Annotated in this window: 12 protein-coding genes; 11 read left to right on the top strand and 1 reads right to left on the bottom strand. The window is 63.6% G+C overall.

The annotated features are described in order from the left end of the window. Positions 1-524 precede the first annotated feature (524 nt). The gene (gene queG, locus OO258_RS06855; protein ID WP_266029343.1) at positions 525-1,589 is read right to left on the bottom strand and encodes a tRNA epoxyqueuosine(34) reductase QueG; all 1,065 of its coding nucleotides are present in this window, start codon (positions 1,587-1,589) and stop codon (positions 525-527) included. A 65-nt stretch (positions 1,590-1,654) separates the two neighbouring features. On the opposite strand from queG, the gene OO258_RS06850 reads away from it, so the two are divergent. From OO258_RS06850 to OO258_RS06800, 11 genes are all read left to right on the top strand, one after another. Continuing rightward, on the top strand, positions 1,655-2,515 hold the full coding sequence (locus OO258_RS06850; RefSeq protein ID WP_266029341.1) for an NAD(P)H-hydrate dehydratase: 861 nt from the start codon (positions 1,655-1,657) through the stop codon (positions 2,513-2,515). A 2-nt stretch (positions 2,516-2,517) separates the two neighbouring features. Continuing rightward, positions 2,518-2,976, top strand: a complete 459-nt coding sequence (gene tsaE, locus OO258_RS06845; protein WP_256667174.1) for a tRNA (adenosine(37)-N6)-threonylcarbamoyltransferase complex ATPase subunit type 1 TsaE — start codon at positions 2,518-2,520, stop codon at positions 2,974-2,976. A gap of 11 nt (positions 2,977-2,987) precedes the next feature. Then, positions 2,988-4,418, top strand: a complete 1,431-nt coding sequence (locus OO258_RS06840) for an N-acetylmuramoyl-L-alanine amidase (protein WP_110745942.1) — start codon at positions 2,988-2,990, stop codon at positions 4,416-4,418. Next, positions 4,415-6,313 carry a DNA mismatch repair endonuclease MutL gene (gene mutL, locus OO258_RS06835; RefSeq protein ID WP_266029338.1) on the top strand — a complete coding sequence of 633 codons (1,899 nt, stop codon included), beginning with the start codon at positions 4,415-4,417 and terminating at the stop codon, positions 6,311-6,313. Before OO258_RS06840 ends, mutL begins: the two co-directional genes overlap by 4 nt. 1 nt (position 6,314) lies before the next feature. Continuing rightward, positions 6,315-7,286 (top strand): tRNA (adenosine(37)-N6)-dimethylallyltransferase MiaA, encoded by a 972-nt coding sequence (gene miaA / locus OO258_RS06830; RefSeq protein WP_110745940.1) that lies wholly within the window; start codon positions 6,315-6,317, stop codon positions 7,284-7,286. A gap of 94 nt (positions 7,287-7,380) precedes the next feature. Beyond that, entirely contained in the window at positions 7,381-7,641 is a 261-nt protein-coding gene (gene hfq / locus OO258_RS06825) for an RNA chaperone Hfq (RefSeq protein ID WP_012274457.1), read from the top strand. 12 nt (positions 7,642-7,653) lie between these two features. Continuing rightward, complete coding sequence (gene hflX, locus OO258_RS06820) at positions 7,654-8,955, top strand: ribosome rescue GTPase HflX (protein WP_266029334.1); 1,302 nt, start codon at positions 7,654-7,656, stop codon at positions 8,953-8,955. Positions 8,956-9,051: 96 nt separating this feature from the next. Beyond that, complete coding sequence (gene hflK / locus OO258_RS06815; protein ID WP_266029333.1) at positions 9,052-10,233, top strand: FtsH protease activity modulator HflK; 1,182 nt, start codon at positions 9,052-9,054, stop codon at positions 10,231-10,233. After that, positions 10,233-11,102 (top strand): protease modulator HflC, encoded by an 870-nt coding sequence (gene hflC / locus OO258_RS06810; protein WP_266029332.1) that lies wholly within the window; start codon positions 10,233-10,235, stop codon positions 11,100-11,102. The genes hflK and hflC overlap by 1 nt, the downstream gene beginning before the upstream one ends. A 301-nt stretch (positions 11,103-11,403) precedes the next feature. Next, positions 11,404-12,591, top strand: a complete 1,188-nt coding sequence (locus OO258_RS06805) for an ATP phosphoribosyltransferase regulatory subunit (RefSeq protein WP_003249540.1) — start codon at positions 11,404-11,406, stop codon at positions 12,589-12,591. A 56-nt stretch (positions 12,592-12,647) separates the two neighbouring features. Next, the gene (locus tag OO258_RS06800; RefSeq protein ID WP_003249542.1) at positions 12,648-13,940 is read left to right on the top strand and encodes an adenylosuccinate synthase; all 1,293 of its coding nucleotides are present in this window, start codon (positions 12,648-12,650) and stop codon (positions 13,938-13,940) included. The last annotated feature ends 16 nt before the right edge of the window (positions 13,941-13,956 follow it).

The following is a 13,956-nucleotide window of genomic DNA, read 5'->3' as shown; positions in this document are numbered from 1 at the left end:
CCCCCCCCTCGTGTTGGATGCTTCGCGGGACACGCCCGCTCCCACAGGTACCCCCGCTGTCTTGAGGCTGATGCAGTACCTGGGGAATCAACTGGCTTGCTCAATTTCCAGAATCTAGCGCAATCCCTGTGGGAGCGGGCTTGTCCCGCGAACACGGGCGAAGCCCGTGCCATACACCGTGTTGGATGCCTCGCGGGACAAGCCCGCTCCCACAGGCACCCCCGCAGACTTGAGGCTGATGCAGTACCTGGGGAAACAACTGGCTTGCTCAATTTCTAGAATCTAGCGCGCTCCCACAGGTACCCCCGCAGGCTTGAGGTTGATGCAGTACCTGGGGGAAACAACTGGCTTGCTCAATTTCCAGAATCTAGCGCAATCCCTGTGGGAGCGGCTTTAGCCGCGAACACCGGCGGAGCCGGTGCCATCCTCCGTGTTGGATGCTTCGCGGGGCAAGCCCGCTCCCACAGGGACCCCGCAGGCTTGAGGCTGATCCAGAATCTCGCGCGAAGCGCTGAGGCTGGTCGCTATTGCGCGCCGTGTCGGGCCAGCGCCCACTCGACATGCTCGCGCACCAGTTCCGATTCATCGTCACGCCGTGCCTTCAGCGCCTCGATCACCGGAATCGTCGATGGCGCATTGCCCAACCCCACCGCCAGGTTGCGCAAGAACCGCTCATACCCCGCCCGGCGCAACGGCCCGCCCTCGGTCTTGCGCAGGAAGGTGCGTTCATCCCACAGGAACATCTGCGCCAACTCGGCATTCTCCAGCCCGTGCCGGGGTTGGAAGTCCTGCTCCTGGCTGTGCTTGGCAAAGCGGTTCCATGGGCAGACGATCTGGCAGTCATCGCAACCGAACACCCGGTTGCCCATCATCGAACGCAACTCGACCGGGATCGGCCCCCTCAGCTCGATGGTCAGGTACGAGATGCAGCGCCGCGCGTCCAGCACATAGGGCCCGACAAAAGCCTGGGTCGGGCAGACGTCCAGGCAGGCCTGGCAGCGACCGCAGTGTTCACTGGTGGTGGCTTCGTCCACCGGCAGCGGCAGGTCGACGAACAGTTCGGCGAGGAAGAAGTAACTGCCCGCCTTGCGGTTGAGCAGCAGGGTATTCTTGCCGATCCAGCCCAACCCGGCTTGCTCGGCCAAGGCTTTTTCCAGTACCGGGGCGCTGTCGACGAAAGCTCGGTAGCCGAACGGACCGATGGCTTCCTGAATGCGGTCAGCCAGGAACTGCACGCGTTTGCGCACCAGCTTGTGGTAGTCGCGGCCCAGCGCGTAGCGCGACACGTAGGCTTTCTCTGGTTGGGCCAGGCGCTGGGCCATTTGGGTGTCGTCGGGCAGGTAGTCCATGCGCAGCGAGACCACGCGCACCGTACCCGGGATCAGTTGGTCGGGGTGTGACCTTTTGCTGCCGTGGGCGCCCAGGTACTCCATTTCGCCCTGGTAGCCGGCGTCGAGCCAGCGCTGCAGGTGGTGTTCGTGTTCGCCAAGGTCGACCCCGGCGATGCCAACGTGGGCAAAACCGAGTTCCTGGCCCCAGATCTTGATCGATTGGGCCAGTTGGGCGAGGTCAGGTGTAGACGCGGACATGGATGGGCAAGGCAATACGGGCTCAGGTGCGTATAATTCTGCCAGACATTGGAGCCTTTGACCCCATGCCGCAGACCAAACACCCCGGCAATGCCCCGCAACAGCTCAGCAGCGTGACCGTCGCACACCTGCCGGCGCGGGATGCGCATGCCCATAAGGGCGACTTCGGCCATGTGCTGGTGGTCGGTGGCGACCTCGGCACCGGTGGCGCAGTATTGCTAAGCGCCGAAGCCGCCCTGCGCTGCGGCGCCGGGTTGGTCAGCGTCGCGACCCGGCCCGAACATGTGGCCGCGAGCCTGGCGCGCCTGCCTGAGGTCATGTGCCTGGGCGCCAGTTCGGCCAACCAGCTGATGGGCGTGCTGGAGCGCGCCACGGTGCTGGTGGTCGGCCCTGGCCTTGGGCAGGCGGCGTGGGGCCGTAGCCTGTTGTCGGCTGTCGCCCATGCCGAGCGGCCGCAGGTGTGGGACGCCGACGCCCTGAACTTGCTGGCGCGCACTCCGCTGGCCCTGCCCAGTGGCAGCATCCTGACCCCGCACCCTGGGGAGGCAGCACGTCTGCTGGGCATATCCACCGAGGCGGTGCAGGCTGACCGCCCGGGGGCGGCACGCAAGCTGGCGCGCCGTTACAACAGCGTCTGTGTCCTGAAGGGGGCCGGCACGCTGGTGGCGAACCCGGGCGGCCAGCTGGCGCTGTGCGAGCGTGGCCACCCGGCAATGGCCGGGGCCGGCCTGGGCGATGTGCTGACTGGCGTTCTGGCGGCGCTATTGGCCCAAGGCCTGGACGCCTGGAGCGCGGCCTGCCTGGGCACTTGGCTGCATGCCTGTGCTGGCGAGCGTCTGGGGGTAGAAGGTAGAGGCCTGGCGGCCAGTGATCTGGCGCCGGTCATTCGTGAGTTGTTGGAGGAGCATTCTGCGTGTCTGGCTTAAATCTGTTTCTGGCCGATGAAGCGGCCACGGTCGACTTTGGTGCGAAGATGGCCGAGGTGACCGGTGGTCGCGGCGTTATTTTCCTCGAGGGCGACCTGGGGGCGGGCAAAACCACCCTGTCGCGTGGCCTGATCCGCGGCCTGGGCCATACTGGTGCAGTGAAAAGCCCGACCTTCACCGTGGTCGAACCCTATGAGATCGGCGAGGTCCGAGCTTTTCACTTCGACCTGTATCGCCTGGTCGATCCGGAGGAGCTGGAGTTCATGGGCATTCGTGACTATTTCGAAGGCGACCCGCTGTGCCTGTTCGAATGGCCACAAAAGGGTGCGGGCGTTTTGCCAAAGCCTGACCTGACCATTACCATAAGCCCCCAAGCGGGCGGACGCTCGCTGATCCTTTCGCCGCAGGGGGCTCGCGGCGAGGCCTGGTGCGTGGCACTGGCCGAACACTATAAACAGTAAGTGGGGTAGGTATGCGCATACGCGCGCTGGTCGCCATCGTTGGGCTGCTGCTGACAACGGTGACCGTTGACGCTCTGGCCGTCACTCAAGTCAAGAGCATGCGCCTGTGGCGCGCGCCAGACAACACGCGGCTGGTCTTCGACCTGTCTGGCCCCGTGCAGCACAGCGTCTTCACCCTGAGTGCGCCTGATCGCCTGGTCATCGACATCAATGGTGCGACCCTGGCCGCGCCGTTGAACGTGGCGACCTCCAATACGCCGATCAGCAGTGTGCGTTCGGCCCAGCGTACCCCGACCGACTTGCGCGTGGTGGTCGACCTGAAAAAGTCGGTTACCCCGAAAAGCTTTACCCTGGCGCCCAATGCCCAGTACGGCAACCGCCTGGTGGTTGACCTGTACGACCAGGAAGCCGATGCGATCGCGGCCAGCGCGCCAACCCCGGCGCCGGCCCCGGTGCAGACGCCTGCGACCACGCCAGCGGTGCCGGTGAGCCCGGCCCAGCCCGCCATCAAGCTGCCACCCGTACCCAGCGGCAAGCGTGACATCGTGGTTGCCATCGACGCCGGTCACGGCGGCGAAGACCCTGGCGCCTCGGGCTCGCGTGGCCAGCACGAAAAAGACATCGTGCTGCAGATCGCCAAGGAACTGCAACGCCAGCTGAATACCGAAAAAGGCTTCCGTGCCGAGCTGACGCGTACCGGCGACTACTTCATTCCGCTGCGCAAGCGCACGGAAATCGCCCGCAAGAAGGGCGCCGACCTGTTCATCTCGATTCACGCCGACGCCGCGCCGTCGCGCGCTGCCTTCGGTGCCTCGGTATTCGCCTTGTCTGACCGCGGTGCTACCTCCGAGACCGCACGTTGGCTGGCTGACACGGAAAACCGCTCCGACCTGATCGGTGGTGCCGGTAATGTAAGCCTCGACGACAAGGACCGCATGCTGGCCGGTGTGCTGCTCGACCTGTCGATGACGGCCACGCTCAGCTCCAGCCTGAATGTCGGGCAAAAGGTACTGGGCAACATGGGCCGCATCACCTCGCTGCACAAGCAGCGGGTGGAGCAAGCAGGCTTCATGGTGCTGAAGTCGCCGGATATTCCATCGATCCTCGTTGAAACCGGGTTCATCTCAAACAACAACGAAGCTGCCAAACTGGCCACTGCCAGCCACCAGCAGGCCTTGGCGCGTTCGATCCACACCGGCGTGCGCCAGTACTTCCAGCAGAATCCGCCGCCTGGCACCTATATCGCCTGGTTGCGTGACACTGGCAAGATCGCCGCCGGCCCGCGCGAGCACACCGTGCGCCCAGGCGAAACCCTGGCGATGCTCGCGGTGCGCTACCAGGTCAGCGTGGCCAGCCTGCGCAGCAGCAACAGCCTCAAGACCGATGAGCTGAAGGTAGGCCAACGCCTCGACATCCCTGCCACCACACTGGCCTCGCAATGAGTGGCGGTTCGCGCATCCAGCTGCTTAGCCCGCGGCTGGCCAACCAGATTGCTGCTGGCGAGGTTGTCGAGCGGCCGGCCTCGGTGGCCAAGGAGCTGCTGGAAAACAGCCTGGACTCTGGTGCTCGGCGCATCGATGTGGAAGTGGAGCAGGGCGGCGTCAAGCTGCTGAAAGTGCGCGACGATGGCAGCGGTATTTCCGCCGATGACTTGCCATTGGCCCTGGCTCGTCACGCCACCAGCAAGATCCGCGAGCTGGAAGACCTTGAAGGCGTGTTGAGCCTGGGCTTCCGAGGCGAGGCCTTGGCCTCGATCAGCTCGGTGGCGCGCCTGACCCTGACGTCGCGCACCGCCAGTGCCACAGAGGCCTGGCAGGTAGAAACCGAAGGCCGGGACATGTTGCCGCGGGTGCAGCCGGCGGCGCACCCCGTAGGCACGTCGGTGGAAGTGCGCGATCTGTTCTTCAATACCCCGGCGCGCCGGAAATTCCTCAAGGCCGAGAAAACCGAGTTCGATCACTTGCAGGAAGTGATCCGCCGGTTGGCGCTGGCGCGTTTCGATGTGGGTTTCCACCTGCGCCACAACGGCAAGAGCATTCTCAGCCTGCACGAAGCCCATGATGAAGTGGCGCGTGCGCGGCGGGTGGGCGCCATTTGCGGCCCGGGCTTCATGGAGCAGGCGCTGCCGATCGACGTCGAGCGCAACGGCCTGCGCCTGTGGGGCTGGGTCGGTCTGCCAACTTTCTCGCGTAGCCAGGCCGACCTGCAGTACTTCTTCGTCAACGGCCGAGCGGTGCGCGACAAGCTGGTCGCCCACGCCGTGCGCCAAGCTTACCGAGACGTGCTGTTCAATGGCAGGCACCCGACTTTCGTGCTGTTCCTGGAGCTCGAGCCCAACGGCGTGGATGTCAACGTGCACCCCACCAAGCATGAAGTGCGCTTCCGCGAAGGGCGCTCGGTGCACGACTTCCTCTACGGCACCTTGCACCGTGCCTTGGCCGATGTCCGCCCGGAGGACCAGCTCGCAGCGCCCGCTGCCGTGCCTGACCTGGTACGCCCCACCGGCCAGCAGGCTGGTGAGTTTGGCCCTCAGGGTGAAATGCGCCTGGCCTCACCTGTGCTTGAACGACCACAGGCGCCGCAGCATACGATCTCCAATGGCGGTAGCGGTGCCGGTTACCAGTACCAGTACACCCCACGCCCTTCGCAGCCGTTGCCTGTCGCCGAGACGCAGGCGGTATATCGCGAATTTTACAAGCCGCTGGAGAATACTGCGGGCTCGGGGACGGCCCTGCCTGAAAGCCAGGGTGACATTCCCCCACTGGGCTACGCGCTGGCGCAGCTCAAGGGCATCTACATCCTGGCCGAGAACGCCGTTGGCCTGGTACTGGTTGACATGCATGCCGCCCACGAGCGGATCATGTACGAGCGCCTGAAGGTGGCCATGGCCAGCGAAGGCCTCAGCGGCCAGCCGTTGCTGGTGCCGGAAACCCTCGCCCTCAGCCAGCGTGAGGCTGACTGTGCCGAGGAGCACGCGCAATGGTTCCAGCGCCTGGGTTTCGAATTGCAGCGCCTGGGCCCGGAAACTTTGGCGATCCGCCAGATCCCGGCCTTGCTCAAGCAGGCCGAGGCCAACCGCCTGGTGCAGGACGTGCTTGCCGATCTGATGGAATACGGCACCAGCGATCGTATCCAGGCGCACCTCAACGAACTGCTCGGTACCATGGCCTGCCACGGCGCAGTGCGCGCCAACCGGCGCCTGGCCATTCCCGAGATGAATGCCCTGCTGCGTGACATGGAAAACACCGAGCGCAGTGGCCAGTGCAACCATGGCCGGCCTACCTGGACCCAGATGGGCCTGGACGACCTGGACAAACTCTTCCTGCGCGGTCGATGAAATGAGCGGCAAGCCCCCTGCAATATTCCTGATGGGCCCGACGGCGGCCGGCAAGACCGACCTGGCCATCGAACTGACCAAAGTGCTGCCGTGTGAGCTGATCAGTGTCGATTCGGCGCTGGTCTACCGTGGCATGGACATCGGTTCGGCCAAGCCCTCGAAAGAAATCCTCGCCGCCCACCCGCACCGGTTGATCGACATCCGTGACCCGGCCGAGAGCTACTCGGCCGCGCAGTTTCGCGCCGACGCCCTCGAGGCCATGGCCGAGATCACTGCGCGCGGCAAGATCCCGCTGCTGGTCGGTGGCACCATGCTCTATTACAAGGCGTTGATCGATGGCCTGGCCGACATGCCAGCGGCCGATGCCACGGTACGCGCCGAGCTGGAAGCCCAAGCCGAAGCGTTGGGCCTGGCCGAGCTGCACCGCCAACTGGCTGAGGTCGACCCGGAGTCGGCGGCGCGCATTCACCCCAACGACCCGCAGCGGCTGATTCGTGCGCTTGAGGTTTACCGGGTGAGCGGCCAGAGCATGACGGCACATCGCCAACGTCAATTCGCGGAAAGTCGCGGCGCAGACGCAGGCGCTGACGGGCATTTGCCCTATACTGTCGCCAGTTTGGCGATTGCTCCTACAGATCGTCACATTTTGCATCAGCGAATTGCGTTACGATTTTCGCAGATGCTGGAACAGGGCTTCGTTGACGAGGTCCGATCGCTGCGAGCCAGAAGTGACTTGCACGCCGGGCTGCCGTCTATACGGGCAGTGGGTTATCGGCAAGTCTGGGATTACCTGGACGGCAAGCTGACTGAGAATGAGATGCGTGAACGCGGTATCATTGCTACCAGGCAGCTGGCCAAGCGGCAGTTCACCTGGTTGCGTGGCTGGCCTGACGTACACTGGCTTGACAGCCTGGCCTGCGACAATCTGTCCCGCACCTTGAAATACCTTGGGGCCGTCTCCATATTGAGCTGAGTCCCTGCTGATTGCCGTCTATTCTTGCGAAGGGGCGGCCTAATATATCGATTTTATTGATTTTCTATTATTTATCCTTACAGGAGTGCGGCATATGTCAAAAGGGCATTCGCTACAAGACCCTTACTTGAACACCTTGAGAAAAGAAAAGGTCCCGGTTTCCATCTACCTGGTCAACGGTATCAAGCTGCAGGGTTCGATCGAATCGTTCGACCAGTTCGTGGTACTGCTGAAGAACACTGTCAGCCAGATGGTCTACAAGCACGCCATTTCGACCGTCGTTCCGGCCCGTCCGGTCCGCCTGCCAAGCCCGACCGACGGCGAGCACGGCGACAGCGAGCCAGGCAACGCCTGATAGGAGCCTGCATTGTTCTTTGAGCGCCACGGTGGTGGTGAGCGGGCGTTGCTCGTTCACTTGGAAGGTCAGAACCCTGAGGCGCGCGAAGACCCGCAGGAGTTTCAGGAACTGGCATTGTCGGCCGGTGCCGACATCGTCTCTCTGGTCACGGTGTCAAGGCATCAGCCTTCCGCCAAATACCTGATTGGCAGTGGCAAGGTCGAAGAGCTGCACGACCTGGTCCATGCCGAACAGGTAGACCTGGTGATTTTCAATCACACCCTCACGCCCAGTCAGGAGCGCAACCTTGAACGTGTGTTCGAGTGCCGTGTGCTCGACCGTACCGGGCTGATCCTCGATATTTTCGCCCAGCGGGCGCGTACCCATGAAGGCAAGCTGCAGGTCGAACTGGCCCAGCTGGAGCACATGAGCACGCGGCTGGTACGCGGCTGGACTCACCTTGAGCGTCAGAAAGGTGGTATCGGCCTGCGCGGTCCGGGTGAAACCCAGCTGGAAACCGACCGCCGCCTGTTGCGAGTGCGCATTCGCCAGATCAAATCGCGCCTGGAGAAGGTGCGCAGCCAGCGCGAGCAGGCGCGTCGCGGGCGCAAACGCGCGGATATCCCTTCGGTGTCGCTGGTGGGTTATACCAACGCCGGCAAGTCCACGTTGTTCAACGCCCTGACCCAATCCGAGGTATACGCCGCGGACCAGCTGTTTGCCACCCTCGATCCGACCCTGCGCCGGCTCGAGCTAAACGACCTGGGGCCGATCGTGCTGGCCGACACCGTGGGCTTCATTCGCCACCTGCCGCACAAGCTGGTCGAGGCATTTCGGGCTACGCTCGAAGAGTCGAGCAACTCCGATCTGCTGCTGCATGTGATCGACGCCCATGAGCCAGAGCGCATGGAACAGATCGAGCAAGTGCTGGCCGTATTGGGCGAGATTGGTGCCGAAGGGTTGCCGATCCTCGAGGTGTATAACAAACTCGACCTGCTCGAAGATGTCGAGCCACAGATCCAGCGCAATGCCGATGGCAAGCCGGAACGGGTCTGGGTATCGGCACGTGATGGGCGTGGCCTGGAGCTGGTTGGCCAGGCGATTGCCGAGTTGCTGGGGGATGATCTGTTTGTCGGCACCCTGTGCCTGGAGCAGCGTTTTGCCCGCCTGCGCGCGCAATTCTTTGCCCTGGGAGCGGTGCAGAGTGAAGAGCATGATGAAGAAGGGCGCAGCCTGCTGAGCGTGCGACTGCCCATGGTGGAACTGAATCGCCTGGTCAGCCGCGAAGGCATGGAGCCGCAAGTGTTTGCCGAGCAACACACTTTGCAATAAATGCCCGTCGAGGTCGCCGGGCAGCAGTGACAGGCATTCTGTAGCATTGGACGGCGCGCCGTGGGCGCGTCTTTGCTTTATCAGATGGAGAGCGCTATGGCTTGGAACGAGCCGGGTGGCAACTCGAACAATCAGGATCCCTGGGGCGGCCGCCGTGGTGGCGGTGGCGGTGGTGGTGACAAGAAAGGTCCGCCGGATCTGGACGAGGCCTTCCGCAAACTGCAGGACAGCCTGAACGGCATGTTCGGCGGTAAAAAGAAACGTGGCGGCGGTGACCGCAATGTCGGCAAGGGCGGTGGCCTTGGCCTGCTGGGCATAGGCCTGGCGGTGCTGGCTGCCATCTGGCTGTACAGTGCCGTGTACGTGGTCGACGAGCAGGAGCAGGCCGTTGTGCTGCGCTTCGGCAAGTACTATGAGACGGTCGGTCCCGGCCTGAACATCTACTTCCCGCCGCTCGATCGCAAGTACATGGAAAACGTCACGCGCGAGCGTGCCTACACCAAGCAGGGGCAGATGCTGACCGAAGACGAGAACATCGTCGAGGTGCCGCTGACCGTCCAGTACAAGATCAGTAACCTGCAGGACTTCGTGCTCAACGTCGACCAGCCCGAGGTCAGCCTGCAGCACGCGACCGAAAGTGCCCTGCGCCACGTGGTGGGTTCCACCTCGATGGATCAGGTGTTGACCGAAGGCCGTGAGCAGATGGCCGTGGATATCCGCGAACGCCTGCAGCGCTTCCTCGACAACTACCGTACCGGTATCACCGTTACCCAGGTCAACGTACAGAGCGCGGCAGCCCCGCGTGAAGTGCAGGAAGCCTTCGACGACGTGATCCGTGCCCGCGAAGACGAGCAGCGTGCCCGCAACCAGGCCGAGTCCTACGCCAATGGCGTGGTGCCGGAAGCCCGTGGTCAGGCCCAGCGCATCATCGAGGACGCCAACGGTTACCGCGACGAAGTCATCGCTCGTGCCAAGGGTGAGGCCGACCGCTTCAGCAAGCTGGTCACCGAGTACCACAAAGCACCTGATGTGACCCGTCAGCGTCTGTACCTGGAGACCATGCAAGAGGTCTACAGCAATTCGAGCAAAGTCATGGTGGCGACCAAGGACGGGCAGAACAACCTGCTCTACCTGCCGCTGGACAAGATGGTCGAAGGTGGCCGCAACACCTCCGCGCCAGCTGCCACAGTGTCGCCATCGGCCAACGATGCGGCCGCGCGTGCAGCGCAGGACCTGCAACAGCAACAGCAGCAGCTGCGTACTAGGGAGAGCCGCTGATGAGCAATAGATCGCTGATCGCCCTGATCGCTGCCGTGGTCCTGGCCATCGTGGCCTGGAACAGCTTCTACATCGTGTCCCAGACCGAGCGTGCAGTCATGCTGCGTTTCGGTAAGGTGGTCCAGGCAGATGTCCAGCCAGGCCTGCACGTGAAGATCCCGTACGTGAACCAGGTGCGCAAGTTCGACGCCCGCCTCATGACCCTCGACGCCCCGACCCAGCGGTTCCTGACCCTGGAGAAGAAAGCGGTGATGGTCGACGCCTACGCCAAGTGGCGCGTCAAGGATGCCGAGCGCTTCTACACCGCCACCTCCGGCATGAAGCAGATCGCCGACGAGCGCCTGTCCCGTCGCCTGGAAAGCGGCCTGCGTGACCAGTTCGGTAAACGCACCCTGCACGAAGTGGTATCCGGTGAGCGTGATGCACTGATGGCTGACATCACTGCATCGCTGAACCGCATGGCCAACAAAGAGCTGGGTATCGAAGTGGTCGATGTGCGCGTCAAGGCCATCGACCTGCCGAAGGAAGTCAACCGCAGCGTGTTCGACCGTATGAGCACCGAGCGTGAGCGTGAAGCTCGCGAGCACCGTGCCAAGGGTAACGAGCTGGCTGAAGGTATTCGTGCCGATGCCGACCGTCAGCGCCGCGTGCTGCTGGCCGAGGCTTATCGCGAAGCAGAAGAGACCCGCGGTGACGGTGACGCCCAGGCGGCCGCCATTTACGCCAAGGCTTACACCCAGGACGCGGATTTCTACGCGTTCTACCGTAGCCTGAAAGCGTACCGCGAGAGCTTCTCGAGCAAGAGCGACGTGCTGGTCCTGGACCCGAAGAACGAGTTCTTCCGCTTCCTGGACAAGAGCAAGCCGTGATGCTCAGGCCCTGATTTTCGTGCAGCGGCGCCCCGCCTGGCAGCTAAAACACCAGGCGGGGTGCATCCTGAATGAAAAGGGGTGTATGATGAGGCAGCCGGGAAATTTCCCGGCTTTTTTGCGTCTGCAAGGTTGATTGGCACAGCGCCAGTTGACGGTTTGGTCAGCTCGCAAGGCAATTCGAGGGTATCGGGTACGGTGGCTGCGCTGGGATCAGTGCTGCCCGCTGCTGTGCGCGATACCGGCTTTACTGACGGCTCGCCTGCTGGCTAGCCGCCCGGACCAGAGGGGAAATGGCGTAATGGCAACGGTAGACCGCTGGCTGCTGCCAGATGGCATCGAGGAAGTACTGCCACCTGAGGCTGCGCGCATCGAGATCGCGCGCCGCCAGGTGTTGGACCTGTTCCAGAGTTGGGGCTACGAACTGGTCGTCACCCCGCATATCGAGTACCTGGAGTCGCTGTTGACCGGCGCCGGCCAGGACCTGGATCAGCGCACCTTCAAGGTGGTGGACCCGCAGTCCGGCCGCCTGATGGGCTTCCGCGCCGACTTCACCCCGCAGGTGGCGCGCATCGACGCCCACACCCTGCGCCGTGAAGGCCCGAGCCGCCTGTGCTACGCCGGCAGCGTGCTGCACGCCCAGCCGCGGGCACTGTCGACCTCGCGCAGCCCGATTCAGCTGGGTGCCGAGCTGTACGGCGACGCCAGTCCGACCAGCGACGTTGAAGTCATCAGCCTGATGCTCGCCACGCTGCAGCTGGCCGATGTGCCGGATGTGCACATGGACCTCGGCCACGTCGGTATCTACCGCGGCCTGGCCCGTGCTGCCGGCCTCTCCGGTGCGGTCGAGCAACAGCTGTTCGACGCCATGCAGCGCAAGGCCGTCGATGAAGTCCAGGCGCTGACCGCCGACCTGCCGAAGGACCTGGGCAACATGCTGCGTGCGTTGGTCGAGTTGTGCGGTGGTCGCGAAGTCCTGGCCGAAGCCCGTGTGCGGCTGGGCCGTGCCCCGGCCAGCGTGCTGGCAGCGCTGGACGACCTGCTGGCGATCGCTGACCGCCTGGCGTCGCGCTACCCGGACCTGCCGCTGTACTTCGACCTCGGCGAGCTGCGCGGTTACCACTACCACACTGGCGTGGTGTTCGCCGTGTTTGTCCCGGGCGAAGGTCAATCGATCGCCCAGGGCGGGCGCTACGACGACATCGGCGCCGACTTTGGCCGGGCACGCCCGGCTACCGGTTTCTCCACGGATTTGAAGACCCTGGTCACACTGGGGCGAGCGGAGGTCGTATTGCCAACTGGCGGCATCTGGATGCCGGACAGTGGCGACGCGGCCCTCTGGCAGCAAGTCTGCCAGTTGCGCAACGAGGGCCAGCGTGTGGTCCAGGCTTTGCCTGGCCAGCCGTTGAGTGCTGCTCTCGAGGCGGATTGTGATCGGCAATTGATTCAGCAAGACGGGCGCTGGCAGGTTCTGCCGCTGGCCCAGTGAGTTTCTGCGTCGGCAACAGGCCGGCAACCAAGTTTGCGTGAATGAGGACCAATGTAATGGGTAAGAATGTCGTCGTCCTGGGCACCCAGTGGGGTGATGAGGGCAAAGGCAAGATCGTCGATCTGCTGACCGAACATGCTGCCGCCGTAGTGCGCTACCAGGGTGGTCACAACGCGGGCCACACCCTGGTGATCAACGGTGAAAAGACCGTGCTGCACCTGATTCCGTCCGGCATCCTGCGTGAGGGCGTACAGTGCCTGATCGGTAACGGCGTGGTCGTTGCCCCGGATGCGCTGATGCGTGAAATCACCAAGCTGGAAGAGAAGGGCGTGCCCGTGCGCGAGCGCCTGCGCATCTCTCCGGCTGCGCCGCTGATCCTGTCGTACCACGTGGCCCTGGACCAGGCCCGCGAAAAAGCCCGTGGCGAAGCCAAGATTGGCACCACCGGCCGTGGTATCGGCCCAGCCTACGAAGACAAGGTTGCCCGCCGCGGCCTGCGTGTGGGCGATCTGTTCCACCGCGAGCGTTTCGCCGCCAAGCTGGGTGAGCTGCTGGACTACCACAACTTCCAGCTGGTGAACTACTACAAAGAGCCAGCCATCGACTTCCAGCAGACCCTGGACGAGTGCATGGCTTACGCCGAACAGCTCAAGCCGATGATGCTCGACGTCACCGCCGAGCTGCACAACCTGCGTCGCGCCGGCAAGGACATCATGTTCGAAGGCGCCCAAGGCTCGCTGCTGGACATCGACCACGGTACCTACCCGTACGTCACCAGCTCCAACACCACTGCTGGCGGTATCTCTACCGGTTCCGGCGTTGGCCCGATGTACCTCGACTACATCCTCGGCATCACCAAGGCCTACACCACTCGCGTAGGTTCCGGTCCTTTCCCGACCGAACTGTTCGACGAGACTGGCGCTACCTTGGCCAAACGTGGCCACGAGTTCGGTTCCACTACCGGCCGCGCTCGCCGCTGCGGTTGGTTCGATGCCGTGATCCTGCGTCGCGCCATCGACGTCAACAGCATCTCGGGCATCTGCCTGACCAAGCTGGACGTACTGGACGGCCTGGAAACCATCAACATCTGTGTTGGCTACAAGAACGAGAACGGCGCTGTCATCGACGCGCCTTCCGATGCCGACAGCTACATTGGCCTGGAGCCGGTGTACGAAGAGATGCCAGGCTGGAGCGAGTCGACCCTGGGCGTGAAAACCCTGGAAGAGCTGCCACAAGCTGCGCGTGACTACATCAAGCGCATCGAAGAGCTGGTAGGCGCGCCGATCGACATCATTTCGACCGGCCCGGACCGCAACGAGACCATCGTGCTGCGTCACCCGTTCGCCTGATCCGCCCTCCAGGCTG

This window comes from Pseudomonas sp. DCB_BI (genome assembly GCF_026240995.1).
Classification (GTDB): Bacteria; Pseudomonadota; Gammaproteobacteria; order Pseudomonadales; family Pseudomonadaceae; genus Aquipseudomonas.
Note: the sequence above shows the minus strand (reverse complement) of the source record. Positions and strands in the feature narration are given on the sequence as shown.